Source organism: Arthrobacter ipis (assembly GCF_014694315.1).
In the GTDB taxonomy this organism is placed as follows: Bacteria; Actinomycetota; Actinomycetes; order Actinomycetales; family Micrococcaceae; genus Arthrobacter; species Arthrobacter ipis.
Window position 1 is genome coordinate 415697 of sequence record NZ_JAAOXD010000004.1, and the last position, 21227, is coordinate 436923.

Sequence of the window (21227 nt, forward strand, 5' to 3'; positions counted from 1 at the left end):
GCGAAGAAGGCCCGCCGGGAGGTGGCCGGGCGCTCCGGCTCCTTGGCTGCCACATCGGCTGGAGAAACCGGAAATGCCTGCAGCCGCCACAGCCGCGACACCAGCTGCCGCAGCACGATCAGCCCGGCCGCGGTTCCAAGGAGCGAGGGCACGGCGTCCAACGGCCTGACGCCCGCGCGGGTCACCACGCTGGCCACGATCACCGCGCCCATCAACAGCACGCCGGCCGCGCCCAGCGCCCATCTCCGGTAGGCCACCACGCCCAGCACGCACGCCAGCACGAAAATTGTCAGGGCCATCCCGGCGAAGAGCGCGGCCTTGTCGTTGGTGCCGAACGTCGCAATCGCGAAGTCCTTCAGCCATGGCGGCGTGAAGTCGATGAACGTCGAACCCAGGGCAAACAGGGGAGTGGCGCGGGCGGTAAAGAACGCCCCCGCCAGTTCCGCAACGGAAAGTACGACGGCGGCGGCAGCCACCCCTGCCAGGGCCGCCAACGCGGCCGGTCCACTGAACCACCTCATGAGCTTCTTCATGACATTGGTTCGTAGCGGCGGGCTGCCCGGATTGTCCGCCGGCCTCAACTGGGTGCCAGTCACAGCTTAGGAGCCAGCACGGTGCACAAAGTACCCTTGGAGACTGTGAAGGTACTCGTCATCGGCCCCGGCGGCCGCGAACACGCCATTGTCCGCTCCCTCCTTGCCGACCCCAACGTTTCCGAAGTCCACGCGGCTCCCGGCAACGCCGGCATCAGCAAGCTCGTCCCCACGCACGCCATCAACGGGAACGATCCGGACGCGGTGGCGGCGCTGGCCACCCGGCTCGACGTCGACCTTGTGGTCGTTGGCCCCGAAGCTCCCCTTGCGGCCGGTGTGTCAGACGCCGTGCGCGACGCCGGAATCCCGGTGTTCGGGCCCAGCAAGGACGCCGCCCAACTCGAGGCCTCCAAGGCCTACGCGAAGCAGGTCATGGCCGAAGCCGGCGTTCCGACGGCTATGGCGCTCGTGGCTGCCAACGCTGACGAGGCAGCCGCGGCGCTGGACACCTTCGGCGCACCCTACGTCGTCAAGGACGACGGTCTCGCCGCAGGCAAGGGCGTGGTGGTCACCAACGACCGGGACGACGCCCTGGCCCACGCCCAGAGCTGCTTCGACGCCGGCGGAACCGTGGTCATCGAGGAGTTCCTGGACGGCCCCGAGGTCTCCGTGTTCGTCCTGTGCGATGGCCGCAACACCGTCGCGCTGTCGCCGGCGCAGGACTTCAAGCGCATCTACGACAACGATGAAGGCCCCAACACCGGCGGTATGGGCGCGTACACCCCGCTCGACTGGGCTCCTGACGGCCTTGTCCAGGAGGTCATCGACCGCATCGCCCAGCCCACAGTGGACGAGATGGCCCGGCGCGGCACCCCGTTCGTGGGCGTGCTGTTCGTCGGCCTGGCGCTGACAAAGCGCGGCACGCGCGTCATCGAATTCAACGTCCGCTTCGGCGACCCCGAAACCCAGGCCGTGCTCGCACGGCTCAAGACGCCCCTCGGTTCCCTGCTCCTGTCAGCCGCCAAGGGCGAACTGGACCAGGCAGAAGAGCTGCGCTGGTCCAAGGACACGGCAGTCGCCGTCGTCGTCGCCTCTGAAAACTACCCCGATACGCCGCGGACGGGTGACCGCATCCGCGGCCTTAAGAAGGTTGATGAGCTGGACGGTGTCCACGTGATCCACGCCGGAACCAAGCTCGACGACGAGGGCAAGGTGATCTCCGCCGGCGGCCGCGTGCTGGCCGTGGTGGCGCTCGGATCCGACCTCGTGGAGGCACGGGAAAGGGCGTACGACGGCGTGGAGCTGGTTCAGCTGGAAGGTGCCCAGTTCCGCACGGACATCGCAGGCAAGGCCGCACGCGGCGAAATCAAGGTGTCGTCCGCCGTCGCCGCCCCGTCGGCTGCCCAGGCCGGCTCCGCTTCGGAAGATAAGGTGTAACCGGTGGCTGAACAGGACAACACCCGCGGCCTGGACACCGCCCACGCGGAGCTGCCCGGCTGGAAGCACGTCTACTCGGGCAAGGTCCGCGACCTGTACGTCCCCGCCAGTGACTCCATCAACGAGCAGTTCGGGCAGGAATGCGTGCTGGTGGTCGCCACTGACCGCATCAGCGCCTATGACCACGTGCTCAGCAGCGAAATCCCGGACAAGGGACGCATCCTGACCCAGCTGAGCCTCTGGTGGTTCGACCAGTTGGATGTGGAACACCACGTCCTGGCGTCCACGGTGGAGGACGGCGTGCCCGCAGCGGTCGAGGGCCGCGCCATGATCTGCAAGAAGCTGGAAATGTTCCCGGTGGAATGCATCGCCCGCGGCTACCTCACCGGCTCCGGCCTCGTGGAGTACCGGCAGTCCGGCACCGTCTGCGAGATCCCGCTGCCGGAAGGCCTGGTGGACGGCTCCCGGCTGGAGCACGCCATCTTTACCCCGTCGGCCAAGGCCGAGGTGGGGGAGCACGACGAAAACATCTCCTACGACGCCGTCGCGTCCATCGTGGGCGACGACATTGCCGCACGCCTGAGCGAACTGACGCTGAGCATCTACACCAAGGCAGAGGGGATCGCCCGTGAGCGGGGCATCATCCTGGCCGACACCAAGGTGGAGTTCGGCTACGACGTCGTGAACGGGGCCATCACTCTGGGCGACGAGGTCCTGACGCCGGACTCGTCCCGGTTCTGGGACGCCGCCACGTACGAGCCCGGCAAGGCGCAGCCCTCCTTCGACAAGCAGTTCGTCCGGGACTGGCTGACATCCGCCGAATCCGGCTGGGACAAGGCCTCCGACACGCCGCCGCCGGCGCTGCCCGCGGACATCGTGGACCGCACCCGGGCCCGCTACATCGAGGCCTACGAGAAGCTGACCGGCCGCACGTTCAGCTAGCGCTTTCAAGAAGCGTCAGGCGCCCCGGGACTGTTCCAGGGGCGCCTGATGCTTTTGCGCTGTGCCTGCTAGCTGTATTGACCTGAGAGGTTGGTGACGCGGCTGGCCGGTGTCTGACCTTTGAGGGCAGTGTGGGCTCGATGGTGATTATAGGTGTGGAGCCAGTCGGGGAAAGCGGCAACACGCTCGGCCTCTGAGCGGTAGGGACGACTGTAGGCCCATTCTTCGAGCATGGTGCGGTTAAACCGTTCGACCTTGCCGTTGGTTTGTGGCCGGTAGGGGCGGGTGCGTTTGTGCTTGATGTCCGGGCCCAGGGCTTCGGCGAAAGCGTGGGACCGGTAGCAGTTTCCGTTATCGGTCAGGACGCGCTGGACGGTGATTCCGTGGGCGTTGAACCAGGCATTGGCCCGCTTCCAGAAGCCCGCCGCTGTTTCCTTTGTCTCGTCGGTAAGGATCTCGGTGTAAGCAAGGCGTGAGTGGTCATCGACGGCGTTGTGGACGTAGTGGTATCCAGGGCGCCGATTGGCCGTGGTGCCGGTCTTGTTCTTCCATCCAGCGGTCCTGCCCAGGACCCGGTGCCCGCCGCCGTTGGGGATACGGCCGAGCTTTTTGATGTCGACGTGGATCAGGTCCCCGGGCTTGTCGTGTTCGTAGCGGCGGATCACTCTTCCGGTGCCGCGATCGAGCCAGGTCAGTTTCGCCAGCCGGTAGCGGGACAGCACACGGTGGACGGTGGAGGGGTGGATGCCCAGCAGATAACCGATCCTGGCAGGGCCCCACCGGCGGTTCACACGCAGGGCGTTGATCCGCCGCTCGGTACGCGTTGCAGTCCGCCGGGGCGAAGAGTGCGGGCGGCTGGAGCGGTCCTCCATTGCTTCCGGCCCATGCTCGCGGTAGCGCTTGGCCCAGCGCGCAGCGGTCGGAACCGAAACCTGGAACCGTTCGGCGGCCCGGCGCAGACTCCAACACTGGTCAACGACACACTGCGCGAGCTGCAGCCGGCCACGAGGCGTCAGAAGAGCGTTAGGGTGGGACATGAAGACCTCCGTACGTGGAATTGGACTCTAGACAAGCCCCACTCCACCCGGAGGTCTTCTTCATGTCACCGAACCACGCCGAGCGTCACTAACGTCCGTGGTCAATACAGCTAGCTGGCTTCGGCCGCCGCTGCACGGCGCTGGGCGAGCCTGATCTCCAGCACGGCATCGAGGGCCTGCTGGACCCGGTCCTGCGCGCCGGCGGCACTGAATTCCTTCTGCGCCTCCTCCAGGTGCACCAGCGCCTCATCTCCTTCGCCCGCAGCCTTCAGCGATTTGCCGAGAAGCAGCGAAACCTCGCCAGCCGTATGCTTGGCCAGGTCCTTGCGTTCGGCGTGGATGTCGCGGAGTTTCTGGACGGCGGCCACGATATCGCCGGTGAGGTACAGCCAGCGGGCGCGGATGAACGCGACTTCCAGCTGGTCCGTCTTGTTCCCGCCGACGATGGACAGCGCGAGTTCGGCGCGTTCAATGGCGGACAGGGTCTCTGGCTCAACGATTCCGGAGGAGAGGCGGACGGCAGCTGACGCCTTGTTGAAGCGGGCCCACAGCTCAATGTCGTTGGCGGGGGAGAGCAGCTTCGCCGCCCGCTCGTGGTGCTTGATGCCCTCCGGGTAGTCGTGCCGCATGAACGCGACATTGCCGATCACCCATGCCACCTCGCCCGCGAGCTGGGACATTGAATGCTCGTCCATCTGCTCATTCATGTCCTCGCAGTACTTCCACGCCTCGTCGAGCCGGCCACTCTCGGCCAGTGCCCCGATCAGCGCGCGGAGCGCCCCGATGATCAGTGTTGAGCCCTTGGGCAGCTGCGCGCACAGCTCCACCGCCTTCTCGGCGTGTTCGACGGCGGCGCCCAGCTGGCCCTGCCCGTGGCACAGGGCGGCAAGCATCTGGCGCGCCCGGACACCCAGGCCGGCCGACTCGGTGGCCATGGGATGCTCGGACAGGTGCTCCATGATCTTCTGGCATTCCTTGAGCTGGCCCTGCTTCATGAGGCACTCAGCCTGCATGTAGGTCATGTTCCACCAGGCGCTGGTGTTCTTGCCGTCGAGGGCGATCCGGGCGGCGTTGGCGGCGTGTTCGGCCGCGAGGCCGTAGTCGCGCAGGTCCCAGGCCTGCCGGGCATAGAGGCCGGCCAGCACGTATTCGGCATCGCTGACTGAGATGGGCTGGCTCCACGCTTCGAGCGCCTTGGGCGCGAGCTCCAGCCTGCGGGCGAGCTCTTCGATGACGTCGGCTGTGGGTTCCCGCCGGCCGGTTTCCAGCAGGGAAATGTAGCTGGGGGAGTACAGATCCCTGCCCAGCTCGGCCTGGGTCAGTCCGCGCTCCAGCCGCTCAGCGCGGAGCTTCTCCCCGAATCCGTTACCCACTGGGGTTCCTCCTATTCCGGACAGCCTTTGTACAGAATGCTTGACACCCTCTGTGGACAACATTTTACAATGTATGTCAACAAGGACTGTGCTGACTTGGTAACGAATCCGACTCGTATTGAGGAACTCTCACATGTTGAAGAAGATAGCAGCCGCCGCCGTTTTGGCGGGGGCCCTCGCATTTTCTGCTGCGGCTCCCGCCGTTCTGTCTGCAGGCTCGATCGCGGACAACGCGGGCACCTCGGTTGCCATTGGCAACTGGCCGGATCCGATGCGCGTCAAGGACGTGAACACGACCACTATCGGCAATTGGCCTGATCCCATGGTGTCGAAGACCACCATTGGCAACTGGCCCGATCCCATGTAAACAGCTTCCATGAGGGAAACGGTCCCGGAACATGCGCACATCATGTTCCGGGGCCGTTTTCTTTCAAAATGTTTTTCTTGCCAGGAACAGCAGCCGTCTTTAAGTAGTGGGGACCATGACACGGAAAGTAGCCGGGGGCCTGCAGCGGGCCTTCTTCCTCTGGACCATCGCCGGCACGTCACTGATTGTGGCAGCCGCTGCCGGAGCAGCCGTGGTGGAGGTGTTCAGGGGAACGGCCGATGCCGGGACTTTCGTTTGGGGGATGATCGGCATTGCGGCGCTGCTGGAGTCATTGGTGCTTTTCGCCGTCGGCCTGCGTCTGCGCCACCGCTACCTGAACCGGGTCCAAAGCTACGACACCCGGGGCGACTACCTGGCGGACGACGGGTCCCGCCGGCCGAGGATCCCCCTGCTGGGCGACGGGCAGGCGACGCAGAACATCCACAACCAGAACCTGGGCGGAAACTAAGCCCGCACGGACCCAACTAAGTAGCAGTTGTGGGCGTTCCCAGCGCTGGGAACCCCCTCTGCTGCTACCCAGTTGGGTCCGCGTGAGCCGTGCGTGAAGAAACAGAAAGAGGGCCTCCCCTGGGGGAGACCCTCTTGCCTTGTGGTCGGGATGACAGGATTTGAACCTGCGACCTCTTCGTCCCGAACGAAGCGCGCTACCAAGCTGCGCTACATCCCGATCCGTTGCTGTGAAAGCAACTGAACAAGAATATCCGATACTGGGCCAACATGCGAAATCGGGGTCCGGACGGACCGCGGTGGCTCAGACCAGCGAGTCCTTCCAGGCGCTGTGCAGGCGGGCGAAGCGGCCGTTGCCACCGATCAGTTCGTCCGGGGTTCCGTCTTCCACCACCTGTCCGTCATGGACCACGAGCACCCTGTCCGCCGTCTCCACGGTCGACAGCCGATGCGCGATGATCAGCGCCGTGCGGGCGGTTCGGCGGGACGTTCCGTCGGCGGCCGGACTGTCGGCTGCCGGGCCGGTGCCGTCCGTTCCGCGCAGGAGCCCGGCCAGGCCGCTCTGCACGAGCCGCTCGGACGGGATGTCCAGCGAGGATGTCGCCTCGTCCAGGATCAGGACCGCCGGCCGGGCAAGGAACGCGCGCGCGAAGCTGATCAATTGGCGCTGGCCCGCGGAGACCCGGCCGCCGCGCTTGTTGACGTCGGTGTCGTATCCCTCGGGGAGCTCCATGATGAACTCGTGCGCACCCACGGCCTTCGCGGCCGCCTCGATCTCCTCGCGCGGTGCCTCCGGCCGGCCCAGGGCGATGTTGTCCGCCACCGAGCCGCTGAACAGGAAGGCCTCTTGCGTCACCATCACAATGTTCCGCCGCAGGTCCGCGGTGGCCAGTTGCCGGACGTCCACGCCGTCGAGCATCACGGAACCGGCGGACACGTCATAAAAGCGGGCAATCAGCTTGGCCAGTGTGGACTTGCCCGCCCCGGTCTGCCCCACCAGCGCCACGGTCTGGCCGGCCGGAATGGCGAGGTTCAGTGTGGGGATGATGAGTGGCCCGGTGCCGTAGCGGAACTCAACGTTCCGGAATTCGACGGCGCCGCGGGCGTCGCGGAGTTCCACCGCGTTCCGCGGCGGGCGCACCGTGGGCACCTCCTCGAGCAGGCCCGAGACCTTCTCCAGCGCGGCCTGAGCGCTTTGGAACGAGTTGTAGAACATGGCCATCTGGTCCACGGGCTGGAAGAAGCGCTTTGTCGAGAGCATCAGGGCCAGCAGTACGCCCACGGCCAGGTCACCGGTCAGCACCCGGAAGCCGCCGAACAGCAGCACTGCGGCAACACAGACGTTGCCGATCAGCACCAGTCCGGGCTGGAAGACGCCGTTCAGGTTGATGGAGCGGACGGTCGCCCGCCGGTAGTCCTCGGCAAGTTCGCCGTAGCGGCCGGCGTTTTCGCGTTCCTTGCGGAAGGCCTTAACCGCGCGGATGCCGGTCATGGTCTCGATGAAGTGCACGATGAGCCGGGCCGAGACCACCCGGGACTGCCGGAACGCCATCTGTGAGTGCTTCTGGTACCAGCGCGCCAGAAAGAACATGGGGACGGCCGCGGCCAGCACCACCAGTCCGCTGCGCCAGTCGAGGGCAAAGACAGTCACGGCGGTGAACAGCATGAACAGCAGTCCCGAGGCGAGCGAGCTGACTCCCGAGTCCAGAAGTTCGCGCAGCGCCTCCAGGTCCGAGGTCTGCCGGGCGATGATCCGTCCCGAGGTGTACTTCTCGTGGAATTCAAGGCTGAGCCGCTGGGTATGGCGGAACACCCACAGCCGCAGGTCCAGCAGCATGGCTTGGCTGAGTGCCGCCGTCGACGTTACGTACAGGGCGGTGAGCCCGGCCGCCGCCAGCGCCGCGATGAGGTAGGCGACGCCGGCCAGCACCAGCGGAAGGCTGTTGCCCGCGCGGAGGGCGGGCAACGCGTGGTCGATGCCGAAGGCGATCAGCGCCGGTCCGGCCACCCTGGCCGCCTGTGACAGGACCACCGTGGCGATGGTGAGCCAGAACCGCAGCCGCACGGGCCGGATGAGCGACCCCAGCAGGGCGAGCGACCGGCGTCGCACTGCCTTGCTGTCGCTCTTGCTCAGGTTGGCGTTGTCCTCATTGGCGGTACCGAAGGCTGTGTTGCTCACCGGCTGACTTCCTCGGCGTCGTCGAGGGCCGACAGCTCGGAGTCCAGGTCGCGGGGCTCCGTTTCCAGGCTCGCGATCACGTGACGGTAGTGGCCGTTGCCGGCCAGCAGTTCGGCATGTGTTCCGACGGCGGCGATGTGGCCGTCCTCCAGCAGCGCCACCCGGTCGGCGAGCGCCACGGTGGACGGTCGGTGGGCGACGATCAGTGTCGTGGTGCCGGCCAGCACCTCCCGCAGCCGGTTTTCCACGAGCTCCTCCGTGTTCACGTCCAGGGCGGAGAGGGGATCGTCCAGGACCAGGACGGCGGGCGCGGCTGCGATGGCCCGGGCCAGGGCGAGGCGCTGGCGCTGGCCGCCGGACAGGCTGAGGCCCTCCTCGCCGATGAGGGTGTCCAGTCCCTCGGGCAGCGAGTAAGCGAAGTGTGCCTGTGCCGTGTCCAGGGCCTCGGCAAGGATTTTTTCTCGGGTGTCGGTGTCTTCGGACACGACGCCGAGCAGCACGTTGTCGCGCACCGAGCTGGAGAACAGGGTGGTGTCCTCGAAGGCCACAGCCACCAGGGTGCGGAGTTCCTCGACGCTGAACTCCCGCAGGTCCACGCCGTCGAGCTCTATGGAACCCGCCGTGACGTCGTAGAGCCGTGGCACCAGCTGCAACAGGGCACTCTTGCCGCTGCCGGTGATGCCCACCAACGCCATCGTTTCGCCGGGACAGATGTCCAGCCGGACGTCCTCCAGCACCGGTTTGTCCGGGGCGTCGTCGAAGGCGAACGTTACGTTGTTGAAGCTCAGCGCGCCTTTGACGTCGGCCGGGCGGCGGGGGTCGGCCGGGCCGGTGATGGTGTTTTGGGAATCCATGACCTCGAAGTGCCGGTCCAGCGCGGTTTTCGCCGTCAGGGCCATGGCCAGCAGCATGCCGGAGAACTCGACGGGCGCGGCGATAACGGCGGCGGTGGCGAAGAAGGCCACGAGGGAGCCGATGCTGAGCTGGCCGCTGGCTGCGAGCATGATTCCGGTGACCAGGCCCGCGCCCAGCGCCAACTCGGGCAGGAGCGTCACCACCATGCTGAAGACGGCCTGGTGCCGGGCTTTGGCAATCTCCGTCTGGCGCAGTTCCTCGGCCTGGCCGTTGAAGGTTTCCAGCGCTTCGCGGCTGCGGCCGAAGGCCTTCAGGACGCGGATGCCGTGGACGGACTCTTCAACCGTGGTGGCGAGATCGCCGGCCTGGTCCTGGCTGCGCCGGGCAACCTTGCTGAAGCGGGTCCGGAACCGGAAACCGTAGACCATCACGGGTCCTGCTGCGGCCAGGAAGATCAGGGCAAGCTGCCAGCTCATGGTGAACATGACGATGACGCCGATCACCACCGTCAGGGTGGTAACCACCAGCATGATGGCCCCGAATGCCATCCAGCGCCGGATGAAGTTGAGGTCCGTCATGGCGCGGGAAAGCAGCTGGCCCGAACCCCAGCGGTCATGGAAGGAGACGGGAAGGTCCTGCAGGTGGCCGTAGAGCGAGACCCTCATCCTGGTCTCCACGGTGGTGGCCGGGTTGATCACGAACGTGCGGCGGAGGGCAACCAGCACGGCTTCGGCAACGCCCAGGGCCAAAATGAGGCCAGCCGAGCCCCACACCGCTTCCACGGTGGCACCGGGCCCGAGTGAATCGTTGATGAGCCCGCGCAGCACCTGCGGGATGGCAAGGGCAACCACACTGGCCAGGAGCGCCGAGAGCAGGCCCAGGAACAGGCGCGGCAGGACCGGCTTCACGTGCGGATAGAGACGGCTGACGGATCGAAAAAATGAACTCTGCTTGGCCATGCCCGCTTCTTGAACTCAACTGTGTGAAGGCTCTGGTGTAGTTTCCCGTAGCAACTACCCTATGCCATGGGTGGCACCCTTCACAGGTAGCCCGTCAGGCGCGGGGGGTGAGCGTCAGCAGGACGGCCTCGGGCTTGCAGGCGATGCGGACCGGCGCAAAGCGCGAGGTGCCGATTCCGCCCGAGACGTTGACCGGCGTCGTACGCCCGTTGCTGCTCCAGTCGTTGAGGCCCTTGGCCCGCCAGGTGGGGATGTCGCAGTTCGCGACGACGGCGCCGTACCCCGGGATGCACAGCTGGCCGCCATGCGTGTGGCCGGCCAGGAGAAGGTCCGCGCCGTCCTCGGTGAAGTGGTCCAGGACCCGCTGGTAGGGGGCATGGATGACGGCGACGCGAAGGTGGTCCTTGGCGTTCTGGCCCCGGGTGCCGCGGGGCCAGCCGGCGTACCGTTCACGGTTGAGGTGCGGATCATCCACGCCCGAGAAATCGAACCGCATGCCGTTGAGGACGATGGACTGTTGCCGGTTGGTCAGGTCGATCCAGCCGCCCATTCCGAAGCCGGACCGCAGACGGGGCCAGTCAAGTTCCTCCCGGTCGGGTGCTGCCTTGGAGGGGCCCAACAGGTAGCGGGCCGGGTTTTTCAGCTTCGGCGCGTAATAGTCATTGGAGCCTGGAACAAAAACGCCCGGGAAGTCCATGAGCGGTGCCAGCGCGTTGAGCAGCGGATCCACGGCCTTGGGGTGGCTGAGATTGTCACCCGTGTTGACCACCAGGTCCGGCCTGAGCGCCGCCAGCGACTGCAGCCACTCCGCCTTGGCCTTCTGGCCCGGAACGAAGTGGATGTCGCTCAGGTGCAGGATCCGGAAGGGTTCTCTGCCCGCCGGAAGGATCGGGACGGTCTCCTCGCGGAGGACGAACTGGTTCTTTTCCCAGAGCCCGTATGCTGTGGCGGCCAGGGCGGCCGCGGTTCCGGCGCCTGCGGTGACGGCAAAGCCGCGCCCGATGCTGCGGACGCGGCTCGCCACCTGTGAAAGGTCAGTCACGGTCAGCCGTTCCCCTTGGTGCTGTTGCCGTTTCCATTGCTCTTGTTGTCGTTGTTGCCCGTGCCCCCGGTGTTTCCACCGCTGTTGCCGGTGTCCGTGTTTCCGCCCGTGTTTCCGCCCTGGGGCGGGATGTTCGGAAAGTTGGGGACCGTGGGCTCGAACTGCGGCGTGCCGTAGAGCAGGTTCGACGGCGGTTCCGGGAAGGGCTCCGTGCCGTAGCCCGGAGCAATTTGGGACATGTAGTTCGAGAACATCGGGCCGGCGATCATGTAGCCGTCGATGCCGGTGTAGAACTTGCCGTTGATGGTCACGTTCTGGCCGGCGCGCTGCTGGCTACCGAGTGGATCTCCGAACCACGCCGCCGTCGCGAGGCCCATGGTGTGGCCGACAACCCAGGTGGAGCCGTTGTTGTTGGACGTACCCGTCTTGGCGGCGATCGGGAAGCTGGTCCGCGTGGAGATCCGGGGCTCGATCAGCGAGCCGGATCCCTCGTTCAGGACCTGCTGCAGGGCATAGTTCACGCCGCGCGCCACCTCGGGCTTGAGGGCGTCCCGGCAGGCAGGGGCCTGGGCGGGCAGCTGTGCGCCGGTCTGGTCGGTCACCGACGTGATGGCGATCGGCGCGCAGTACTTGCCGTCGTTGGCGAACGTGGCAAAGGCCGCGGCCATGGTCAGCGGGGCCGTCTGCCGGGAGCCCAGCAGGTTGCCGATGGTGGTCATGGTGATCTTCGGGTTCGGATCCACCACCGCGTTGGTTTCCTTGTCCCGGGTCGGCAGGCCTTCGTGCAGTCCGACAGCGTCCACAACCTTCTGGATGCCGCACAGGTCAACCTGCGAGGCCGAGGCGAACGTCGCCGTGTTGATGGAGTTCTTCAGGCCGTCCAGCACACTCATGGGCCGGTAGTAGCCATCTTCGGCGTTCTGGAGGTCCTCCGTGCCGTTGGTGCTGTCGTACCAGCCCACGGTAGGGGTGTCGCAGGTATTCGTCCACGGGAAATCCTGCGGGTAGCGGCGCTGGGAGGCGTTGACAATGGTGTTCATTGACTTGCCCTCGTTCAGCCACTCGGCAAACGTGAACGGCTTCATGGTGGAGCCGGGCTGTGCACCGCCCAGGCCGTTCAGGTCGTTGCCCTGCTCGTCGTACTGGTCGACGCTGAAGTTGATCTGGGAGTCGAACTTGCCCTTGCCCGCAAACCACGAGGTGTTTTGGGCCATGTTGACGATCTTGCCCGTTCCCGGCTCAAGGGAAACCAGCGCGGCGCCCCATTTGTCCGGGTTCGAGCCGGCAGCAGCGTTGACCTGGTCCTGCGCGGCCTTCTGCGCCTTCAGGTCCAGTGTGGTCTTGATGGTCAGTCCGCCGCGGAACACCTTCTTCTCGCGTTCGGTGGCGTCCGCTCCATAGGCCGGGTTGTTCAGCAGGAGGTGCAGGACGTAGTCGCAGAAGTACGGGGCAGTGGGCGAGTAGGCGCAGCCCTGACGTGCCGGGGTCACCTTAGGCGCGACAGGGGTGGCAACAGCGGCGGTGTACTGGGCCTTTGTGATCTTGTTGTGCGTGAGCATTGCACTCAGCACCAGGTCCCTGCGCTTCTTCGCGTTGGCCGGATTGGTGATCGGGTCAAAGGCGGAAGGGCTGTTCACCAGGCCGGCAAGCAGTGCGGCCTGGGGGAGCGTGAGGTTCTTTGCGGTGGTGCTGAAGAAGAACTTGGAGGCGGCCTCAATACCGTACGCGTCACGGTTGAAGAAGACGATGTTCAGGTAGCCCTCAAGGATCTGCTCCTTGGTGAATTTCTTCTCCAGGGCGATCGCGAGCTTCATTTCGCGGAGCTTGTCGCCGACGCCCTTGTTAACGCCATTGAGCTTGATCTCGTCGGAGTTGCCTTCGGCTTCAAGGTTGGCGTTGAGGACGTTGTTGACGTACTGCTGCGTGATGGTGGAGGCACCCTGTTTGTTGCCCCGCGCCGTGCTGACCAGGGCGCGGAGGATGCCGGTGGTGTCCACCCCGCCGTGCTCGTAGAACCGGCTGTCCTCAATGGAGATCACCGCGTCCTTCATGTACGGGGAGATCTGGTCCAGCGGAACACGGGTTCGGTTTTCCGCGTACAGGTTGGCGATCACGCTCCCGTCCGCGGCCAGGACCTTGGTGGACTGGCTCGGCGGGTCCACCTGGAGCTCAGCGGGCAGGGTGTCAAAGAATTCGATCGAGCCGCTGGCCGTGCTGCCTGAGACGGCGGCTGCGGGAACCAGCAGGCCGGCCACGAGGACGCCACAAATAGCGCTCACGCCAAGGAAGCCAAAAATCTTTCCGAGGGTGGTGGCCGTGTCGAATATGGGGTTCTTACGAGTCGCCATGTTCTCCAGTTTACCGGCAACGATTAGGCTTTATTTCATGACCAAATGGGAGTACGCCACGATTCCGCTCATCATCCACGCCACGAAGCAGATTCTGGACCAGTGGGGAGACGACGGCTGGGAGCTTGTCCAGGTAGTCCCCGGACCCGACGGCAACGGACTTGTCGCCTACCTCAAGAGGGAGAAGCAGTAGCATGACCACCCCCCAGGAAACCGCTTCCAGCGCTGATCTGACGCCGTCGTCCGCCGTCGAACAGCGTCTTTCCGAGCTCGGACTGACCCTCCCGGAAGTTGCCGCCCCCGTCGCCGCCTACGTGCCGGCGGTCGTCTCTGGTAGCCACGTTTACACCTCGGGACAGTTGCCGTTTATTAACGGCAAACTCGAAGCTACGGGCAAGGTGTCCGCCGGCACCGAGGGCGCCTCGGACGAACCTACTGTGTCTCCGGAAGACGCCAAGGCATACGCCGCCGTCTGTGCCGTGAACGCCCTGGCCGCCGTGAAGAGCGTCATCGGCGACCTCGACCGCATCACGCGCATCGTCAAGGTTGTGGGCTTCGTCTCCTCCGACCCGTCCTTCACCGGCCAGCCCGGCGTAATCAACGGCGCCTCCGAACTCCTGGGCCGGGTCTTCGGTGACGCGGGCCAGCACGCCCGTTCCGCCGTCGGCGTATCAGTCCTGCCGCTCGACTCTCCCGTGGAAGTCGAACTGATCGCCGAATTCAGCTAAGGAGCAGTAGGTTCCTTTGCCCCACTTAGCACGCCGGCTCTTTGTTCTTCCTCCCGATCTTGAAGGGGCGGCACAAAGCTGGCTCGAACACGGCGAACGGACTCCGCGCAAACCCCGTTTCGCGTCCTCCGTGGTACTCCTCCGGGATTCGCCCACCGGCCTGGAAACCTGGCTGGGTTACCGTCCCGGCTCGTCCCCGCTGGGCGTCGTCGCCTTCCCGGGCGGCTCCTTGGACGCCTCCGACGACGACGCCGTCGGCTGGCTGGGGCCCTCGCCCCAGCATTGGGCCGAGCAGATGGGAACGGACGACGTCGGACTGGCCCGCCGCCACGTGGTGGGTGCAGTCCGCGAACTGTTCGAGGAGACCGGCGTGCTGCTGGCAGGCCCGGACCTGTCCTCCACCGTGGAGGCAACGTCCACGGTGGAGTGGATGAAGGCCCGCGAAGCGGTTGCGTCGCAGGAAAAATCGTTCACCGCGGAGCTGGCCAAGCGGGGCCTGTCCCTGCGCACCGACCTGCTCAAGCCGCTCGTGAACTGGCTGAGCCCGGACTTCGCGCACCGGCGCTTCAACACCCGGTACTTCGCCGCCACCGTCCCGATGAACCAGCAGCCCTCCATCCTGGAGAGCAAGGGCGTCTGGGGCCGGTGGGTGTGCGCCACCAAGGCGATCGCGGAGCGCGATACGACAGTGCTGGGTGATGAGGTGGGCCAGGAGAACACCGTTGGCCTCACCCTCGGCCAGCTCATGGTTCCCGGCTCCGAGATCATGCTGGAGAAGATGGCCAAAGCCAACGGCTGCATCGCCTACCTCAGCTACAAGCGCACCCCGCACGTCTACCAGCCCAAGCTGGTCGACGAAAACGGGACACTCATGCTCGAAGTAGAGGCAGCAAAGACAGTAGCGGGCGAACCCCAGCGCGAGCGCTAAGCTCCCGCCCTCTCCGTGGTTCCGTCCGCGGGGCGGCGGCCCCTTCACCGTCGTCGGTGGTTGGGTCCGCGGGGCGGCGGCCCTTCCCCGTCGCTTAGACACAGCCGATAGGCGCCATTACGGTCGCTGAGCGACCTCCATGCCGCGATCGGCCGCGATGCGCTCCTACCCGAAGGCCCGCAGCCCCGCTCGCGATTAACTCACCAACGCTTCCTCAGATCCCGTCGCCTTTTCCCCGGCGGATTCCAGTGGTCGTTGCAACACGCGTCCTATGCTGCTGATTCTTCCAGAATTTGCTGGAGGGCTTGTGCGGGGGTTTTCCAGCCGAGTGCTGGCGCTGGTGCTCCTGCTCGCCGGACCGCTGGCCGGGCTGGCGGCCTGGGCGGTGCAGAATGTTGTGCAGCCGGCCGGCGCCGCGGTGCACGCTGACACTGCGGACCTCGGGGCGCCCAGGCTCGTGGGTCCCACGGACCCGCGGATGCTGCCCGCCACCGCTGTGGACCGCGGCGAGGGACCGGAGCAGACCCGGACGCTGCTGATCAGCACCGGCGAGGACGGAACGTACAGCGCCTCCCTTATGCACGGAGGCGGCACCACGCTGGACAGCCTCTCAACCATCGCGGCCGCCCGGGACATCCTGGGCAACCCCGGGCAGGAGTCGGTCCGCGACGACGACGAGGTTACCGCGGCCCTGCGCGCCAGCGTGGCCACCCTGGTGGCTGCCCGCGGTGTCGACCCGCGGCCCGAACTGGAGCGTCTCGGCGTCGGATTCGTCGTCCTTGGCGCCGCTGACACGGCGGCACAGTTGACCGCCAGCCGAATGGACGCGGTTCCCGGACTGACAGCCGTGGGTCCCACGGACTCGGGCTGGCTCTGGCGCGTGACACCGCTGAACGACGCCGTCCTGCAGCCCGCCGACGTCGCCCACCGTGTGCGCATTGTGGACGGCAAGGGCGCCACGATCGGGCTGGTCCGCTCGGACCTGACCGAAGCCCAGGCCTCGGTGCCCAAGGGCCCTGAGGGCCGGCTGCTGGTCCTCGCCGAGCGGGCAGATCCCGGCTGGACCGCCTGGCTTGACGGCCGGAAACTGACCTCCACCACCTCCGGCTGGTCCCAGGCCTTCACGCTTCCGCCGCAGGCCGGCCAGGTGACAGTCCGGTATGAAAGCCCCTGGGCGCTCTGGTCCGGCATCCTCCAGGCCGCCGTCATCGGCCTGACGGTCCTGCTGGCGCTCCCGATGCCGGCACGGCGCCCCAACACCGGCCTGTCCAGGGACGAAGGCTCCCTGCGTAAGGAATACCAGAATGCATGAGGAAGAGAACGACGGCGGGACGCCGGCGAAGCCGGGCAGCGGGCCGGTAGCCCGGGCTACTGGAGGCACCGCTCCGGGGACCCGCGCTCCGGGACGTAACGCTTCCGGAACCAGCGCTTCGGGAACCCGCGCTGCAGGAACCCGGTCCAGCGGGGCCAGCCGCATCGCCGGCCGCCGCGGCATCGTGGCCGGAGTGCTCTCCGGTGTGGCCATCCTCGCCGCCGGCGGAGGCCTTGTTGCGGCAACAGCCCTGGCGCCGCAGCCGTCGGCCGCCAGGCCGCTGGAGGCTGCGGAAGCGGCGGTGCCGGCCGGAAGCGTGCAGGACGTCTGCCCGGCTCCGGCGCGGCTCCTCGAAGGAACGCCGGTCGGGACCGACCCCCAGTTCAGCCCCGTATCCGCCACAGCCAAGAGCACCGTATCCGCAGCGGTGGTCAGCGCGGCGGGCGGCAGCCTTCCCGGCAGCGCGCTCTCCGCCCTGAAGGGGTCCGAGCTGAGGCGGATCGCCAAGGCGCCCGGCTCGGCGACGGCACCACCAGGCTCCTCCGGAGTACTCGCCGGGGTTGTCGAAGGGGAAACCGTGGACGACGTCAGCGTGCTGTCCGCGGACGCCCTGGCCAACCGGCAGCCGGCGGCGGGAGCGCTCATGGCCTACACGGCAACCGACGGTGACCTGCAGGGCTCGGCGGCAGCCGCCTGCCAGACGCCCTCGAACGACCTCTGGCTCGGCGGCGCCAACACCGCGGTGGGCCGCAGCAGCGTCCTCAACCTCACCAATGCCTCCACCACCCCTGCAACGGTGAACCTCGAGCTTTACGGGAAGACCGGCCAGATCAAGGCCTCCGGCAGCCGCGGCCTGCTGGTGGGGCCGAAGTCGACGCGCTCCATCATCCTGGCTGGTCTCGCCCCCGGGGAAGAACGGCTGAGTGTGCACGTCCGGAGTACGGGCGGGCCGGTCAGCGCCTTCATCCAGCAGAGCGTGCTGCGCGGGCTGACCTCCGGCGGCGTGGATTTCATCGCACCGGGGACCTCCGCGGGTCCGTCCCAGGTGATGACGGGCATCGACATCCAGGACGCCGGGGACGTGAAGTCACTGACCGGCGGATCCGGTTTTGACGACGCCGGCCCGTCGCTGCAGATCACTGTTCCCGGCCCGTCGGACGCCGTGGTGGAGGTGAAGCTTTTTGGCCGCGCCGGCCAGCAGGCCCTTCCGGGAGGAGGCGTTGTCACGGCCAAGGCAGGCACCGTTACCGAGGTTCCCCTGTCCGGCGTTCCGGCCGGCCAGTACACCGTTGCGGCAGCGTCGGACGTCAGCATAGTGGCCGCCGCCCGGGTGAGCCGGGGGCTCAAGGCCAGCCAAAGCCTGGACTTCGCGTGGTCGCCCGCCACGGCCCAGCTGGGCAGCCAGCACGTGGTCCCTCTTCCCCAGGGCGGGGAGCGGCTGCTGGTCTTCGGAGCCCTGGATGGCAGGGCCACCATTTCCTATACCCCGATTACAGCCGACGGGAAATTCCGTACGGCAGCTACCGCGGACATCGCCGCCGGGACCACCACCACCCTTAAGGCAGCCGACCGGATCGGGGACTCCGCCGTCGTCGGCTATCTGGTGTCCGCCTCGGGCGGAGCCGCCTACGGCACGGTGCTGCTGGAACGGGAAGGCCGGAACGATGTCTCCACCGTGGCCATCGCCCCCGGTGCAGAAGGACAGGAAAAAGTGCCGGTGACGCTGGGCTACTAGCCGCGGATTTCGCCGCCGGGGGCTGGAGCCGGCCGTGGGTGGGAACTGATGGTGCCAGGCCTAGTAGCGGCGGCGGTAGACCGGATCCAATGTTTCCGGGGCGACGCCCAGCATTTCGGCGGTGTGCTCCACCACCACATCATGCACCAGGTCCTGGAGTTCCTCCTTGACGGGACAGGCCTGCTCAACCACGCGGCGGTACAGCGTGATGGTGGGGCCCTCATCCTCGGTGGCGGGGGTATAGCAGCCCAGGGGAGCGGGCGAGCCGTCGGCCAGCAGCTGTTCCAGGTTGGGCGGGATCTCCTCGACGGCGAACCGGACGCCGTCGAGCGGCTTGCCCCAGATGTCATGAAGCCGCTGGGCGGAGTCCATGACGAGTTCATCAAACCGGTCCGAGCGGCTCCGGTAGCCGGGGAGCGTGGGCAGCAGCAGTTCGCCCCGGAGGCCGCGGCCGTGCCGGTTGCGCCGGCGTTGGGTGAAGCTCCGGCCAGCGGGAGCCCCGTCGGCGTCCCGGGGCGTTTCCGGGTCAGCCAACCGGACCGTGAAACCCGAAGAATGGTGCGATGACTGCATATACAGACTTTAGACCCGCCGAATGATTTGTGCGACATAACCGGACCGGAGCGGCGCTGCCGTGGCACGGGCCGTTCGTCAATGTCGGGAAATCTCCCTGAGGCGGAGTATTCTGTGTTTTCGTGGGTGCAATACGTCAGTGTTCCAGGTCAGCCTGCCGCCAGTCTGCGGTGGCAACTTTGACGTACGTCTACGCGGACTCCACGGCCGTCCTCGGCCCGCTGGCAACCTATGCGGAGCCGCACTGCTACGACCTTTGCGAGCAGCACGCCAATTCGCTCACCGTCCCGCGCGGCTGGGAAGTACTCCGCCTCGCCATGCCCTCGCAGCCGCCGCAGCCCGGTCCGGACGACCTCCTCGCCCTGGCGGACGCCGTCCGTGAGGCTGCGTCCCGCCCTGCGTCCCCGGCCCCGGGGCAGCGCGCCGCCCACTCGGCGCTGGAAGCGCCCGCCGCAACCGAAGGCACTCGCCGCGGCCACCTGCGCGTCCTGCGCGAACCGTCCTAGGCTGCACCGACCGTCCTCATACCGAACTGGCGGTAGGCTGGAAGCTGAAATCCGTCAGCCACAGCGCTTGTGCCCAGCAGGGAGCATCCACCATGCCAAAGATCAGTCCTGAACTGTTGTCCGTTCTGCGTTGCCCGGTCACCGGATCGGCTCTGACCCAGGAGGGCGAGGAACTCGTCTCAACGGCGGCGGCGGAGAGCGGCGAACGGCTGCGGTACGCCATCGAAGACGGCATTCCGCTGCTGCTTCCCCCGGAGCTCCGCGCCGCAGCCACGGCCGCCCGGTCAGACCAGCACGACGCCGGCCCGGCAGCGGCCGCCCCCACCGCCTAACACCCAGCCAGCACCGCAGAAGGCTAGACGCCGGATACAGCAAAGGATTCCCATGACGTTCGATTACAAGGTTGCCGACATCTCCCTGGCCGAGGCCGGGCGCCACCAGATCCGCCTCGCCGAGCACGAGATGCCGGGGCTCATGTCGCTGCGCCGGGAATTCGGACCCACCCAGCCCCTCAAGGGCGCCCGGATCGCAGGGTCGCTGCACATGACCGTGCAGACCGCAGTGCTCATCGAGACCCTCACGGCACTCGGCGCCGAGGTCCGCTGGGCCTCCTGCAACATCTTTTCCACCCAGGATGAGGCCGCGGCCGCCGTCGTCGTGGGTACCGGCACCGTGGAGGACCCGCAGGGCGTTCCCGTGTTTGCCTGGAAGGGCGAAACGCTGGAGGAATACTGGTGGACCGCGGAGCAGATCCTCACCTGGCCCGGTGCTGACACGAACCCTGAGCTGGGCCCGAACATGATTCTCGACGACGGCGGCGACGCCACGCTGCTGCTGCACCGCGGCGTGGAGTTTGAGGCGGCCGGCGCCGTTCCGGCCGCCGCCGCCAACGACCCCGAAGAATACGGGATCGTCCTTGACGTCCTGCGCCGGACGCTGGCTGAGGACCCGAAGAAGTGGACCCGGCTCGCCGCCGGCATCCACGGCGTCAGCGAGGAAACCACCACGGGCGTGCACCGCCTCTACCAGCTGGCCGAACAGGGCAAGCTGCTCTTCCCGGCCATCAACGTCAACGACTCCGTGACGAAGAGCAAGTTCGACAACAAGTACGGCATCCGCCACTCCCTGCCGGACGGCCTCAACCGGGCCACCGATGTCCTCATGGGCGGCAAGGTCGCCGTCGTCTGTGGTTACGGCGACGTCGGCAAGGGTGCCGCCGAGGCGCTCCGCGGTCAGGGCGCGCGCGTGATCGTTACCGAAATCGATCCCATCTGCGCACTGCAGGCCGCCATGGACGGCTATCAGGTGGCCAAGCTGGAGAGCGTGCTGGACCAGGGCGACATCTTCATCACCACCACAGGCAACAAGGACGTCATCATGGCCGAGCACATGGCCGGCATGAAGAACAAGGCCATCGTGGGCAACATCGGGCACTTCGACAACGAAATCGACATGGCGGGCCTCGCCCGTATCCCCGGCATCCGGAAAATCGAGATCAAGCCCCAGGTCCACGAATGGGTGTTCGGCGGCGACGCGGCGGACGCCACCCGGTCCATCATCGTCCTGTCCGAAGGGCGCCTGCTGAACCTGGGCAACGCCACCGGCCACCCGTCGTTCGTCATGAGTAACTCCTTCGCCAACCAGACCATCGCCCAGATCGAGCTGTTCACCAAGAAGGACCAGCCCGAAGGCGAGCGGGAATACGAAAACCAGGTCTACGTGCTGCCCAAGATCCTGGACGAGAAGGTGGCGCGGCTGCACCTCGGTGCCCTGGGTGTTGAGCTCACCGAACTGTCCAAGGACCAGGCCGAGTACCTCGACGTGGACGTGGCCGGCCCATTCAAGCCGGAGCACTACCGCTACTAAAAGTGGCCCGCCACGGCGCACCGAGTGCGCCGTGGCCGC

18 protein-coding genes, 1 tRNA gene and 2 pseudogenes are annotated in these 21227 nt (G+C 66.8%); 12 read left to right on the plus strand and 9 right to left on the minus strand.

From position 1 onward, the window contains the following. A pseudogene (locus G9E11_RS20785) lies at positions 1–533 on the minus strand (molybdopterin-dependent oxidoreductase); the annotation flags it as partial. Between the two features lie 105 nt (positions 534–638). Between G9E11_RS20785 and purD the strand changes: the two are divergent. Next, positions 639–1970, plus strand: a complete 1332-nt coding sequence (gene purD / locus G9E11_RS13915) for a phosphoribosylamine--glycine ligase (RefSeq protein ID WP_190607092.1) — start codon at positions 639–641, stop codon at positions 1968–1970. A gap of 3 nt (positions 1971–1973) precedes the next feature. Then, positions 1974–2912: a phosphoribosylaminoimidazolesuccinocarboxamide synthase gene (locus tag G9E11_RS13920; RefSeq protein ID WP_190606646.1), complete on the plus strand. Its 939-nt coding sequence runs from the start codon at positions 1974–1976 to the stop codon at positions 2910–2912. Positions 2913–2980: 68 nt separating this feature from the next. On the opposite strand, the gene G9E11_RS13925 is transcribed toward G9E11_RS13920, so the two are convergent. After that, positions 2981–3949: an IS481 family transposase gene (locus tag G9E11_RS13925; RefSeq protein WP_190606648.1), complete on the minus strand. Its 969-nt coding sequence runs from the start codon at positions 3947–3949 to the stop codon at positions 2981–2983. A 110-nt stretch (positions 3950–4059) separates the two neighbouring features. Beyond that, positions 4060–5322, minus strand: a complete 1263-nt coding sequence (locus tag G9E11_RS13930; RefSeq protein WP_190606650.1) for a helix-turn-helix domain-containing protein — start codon at positions 5320–5322, stop codon at positions 4060–4062. A gap of 133 nt (positions 5323–5455) precedes the next feature. On the opposite strand from G9E11_RS13930, the gene G9E11_RS13935 reads away from it, so the two are divergent. Together G9E11_RS13935 and G9E11_RS13940 are read left to right on the plus strand one after the other, a co-directional pair. Continuing rightward, on the plus strand, positions 5456–5689 hold the full coding sequence (locus G9E11_RS13935) for a hypothetical protein (protein WP_111902091.1): 234 nt from the start codon (positions 5456–5458) through the stop codon (positions 5687–5689). Between the two features lie 115 nt (positions 5690–5804). Further along, positions 5805–6158 carry a hypothetical protein gene (locus G9E11_RS13940; RefSeq protein ID WP_190606652.1) on the plus strand — a complete coding sequence of 118 codons (354 nt, stop codon included), beginning with the start codon at positions 5805–5807 and terminating at the stop codon, positions 6156–6158. Between the two features lie 142 nt (positions 6159–6300). Here G9E11_RS13940 and G9E11_RS13945 read toward each other — a convergent pair. From G9E11_RS13945 to G9E11_RS13965, 5 genes are all read right to left on the minus strand, one after another. Continuing rightward, positions 6301–6377: transfer RNA gene (locus G9E11_RS13945), tRNA-Pro, on the minus strand. Positions 6378–6461: 84 nt separating this feature from the next. Then, positions 6462–8336, minus strand: a complete 1875-nt coding sequence (locus G9E11_RS13950) for an ABC transporter ATP-binding protein (RefSeq protein WP_190606654.1) — start codon at positions 8334–8336, stop codon at positions 6462–6464. Beyond that, a complete protein-coding gene (locus G9E11_RS13955; protein ID WP_190606656.1) occupies positions 8333–10150 on the minus strand; it encodes an ABC transporter ATP-binding protein in 1818 nt (605 codons plus the stop codon). The genes G9E11_RS13950 and G9E11_RS13955 overlap by 4 nt, the downstream gene beginning before the upstream one ends. Before the next feature lie 94 nt (positions 10151–10244). Next, entirely contained in the window at positions 10245–11192 is a 948-nt protein-coding gene (locus G9E11_RS13960) for a metallophosphoesterase (RefSeq protein ID WP_190606658.1), read from the minus strand. A gap of 2 nt (positions 11193–11194) precedes the next feature. Continuing rightward, positions 11195–13540 carry a transglycosylase domain-containing protein gene (locus tag G9E11_RS13965; RefSeq protein WP_190606661.1) on the minus strand — a complete coding sequence of 782 codons (2346 nt, stop codon included), beginning with the start codon at positions 13538–13540 and terminating at the stop codon, positions 11195–11197. A gap of 37 nt (positions 13541–13577) precedes the next feature. On the opposite strand from G9E11_RS13965, the gene G9E11_RS13970 reads away from it, so the two are divergent. The 5 genes and pseudogenes from G9E11_RS13970 (at position 13578) to G9E11_RS13990 (ending at position 18243) form a co-directional block, all read left to right on the plus strand. After that, positions 13578–13733: a Sp36 family protein gene (locus G9E11_RS13970; protein WP_003797879.1), complete on the plus strand. Its 156-nt coding sequence runs from the start codon at positions 13578–13580 to the stop codon at positions 13731–13733. A 1-nt stretch (position 13734) separates the two neighbouring features. Next, on the plus strand, positions 13735–14268 hold the full coding sequence (locus G9E11_RS13975) for a RidA family protein (RefSeq protein ID WP_190606664.1): 534 nt from the start codon (positions 13735–13737) through the stop codon (positions 14266–14268). Positions 14269–14284: 16 nt separating this feature from the next. Continuing rightward, on the plus strand, positions 14285–15196 hold the full coding sequence (locus G9E11_RS13980) for an NUDIX hydrolase (RefSeq protein ID WP_190606665.1): 912 nt from the start codon (positions 14285–14287) through the stop codon (positions 15194–15196). Positions 15197–15524: 328 nt separating this feature from the next. Beyond that, a pseudogene (locus G9E11_RS13985) lies at positions 15525–16508 on the plus strand (glycosyltransferase family 2 protein); the annotation flags it as partial. Continuing rightward, entirely contained in the window at positions 16501–18243 is a 1743-nt protein-coding gene (locus G9E11_RS13990) for a DUF5719 family protein (protein WP_190606667.1), read from the plus strand. The pseudogene G9E11_RS13985 and the gene G9E11_RS13990, both read left to right, overlap by 8 nt. A 60-nt stretch (positions 18244–18303) precedes the next feature. Here the strand turns inward: G9E11_RS13990 and G9E11_RS13995 are convergent, their stop codons facing one another. Beyond that, entirely contained in the window at positions 18304–18816 is a 513-nt protein-coding gene (locus G9E11_RS13995; RefSeq protein ID WP_190606670.1) for a metallopeptidase family protein, read from the minus strand. Positions 18817–18938: 122 nt separating this feature from the next. Here G9E11_RS13995 and G9E11_RS14000 point away from each other — a divergent pair, with 122 nt between their 5' ends. The 3 genes from G9E11_RS14000 to ahcY all read left to right on the plus strand — a co-directional run bounded on the left by G9E11_RS14000 (position 18939) and on the right by ahcY (position 21188). Beyond that, positions 18939–19322: a DUF3499 domain-containing protein gene (locus G9E11_RS14000; RefSeq protein WP_102970687.1), complete on the plus strand. Its 384-nt coding sequence runs from the start codon at positions 18939–18941 to the stop codon at positions 19320–19322. 92 nt (positions 19323–19414) lie between these two features. Then, positions 19415–19654, plus strand: coding sequence for a Trm112 family protein (locus tag G9E11_RS14005; protein ID WP_190606672.1), 240 nt, complete (start codon positions 19415–19417; stop codon positions 19652–19654). Between the two features lie 52 nt (positions 19655–19706). Continuing rightward, a complete protein-coding gene (gene ahcY, locus G9E11_RS14010) occupies positions 19707–21188 on the plus strand; it encodes an adenosylhomocysteinase (protein WP_190606674.1) in 1482 nt (493 codons plus the stop codon). Positions 21189–21227: the final 39 nt, after the last annotated feature.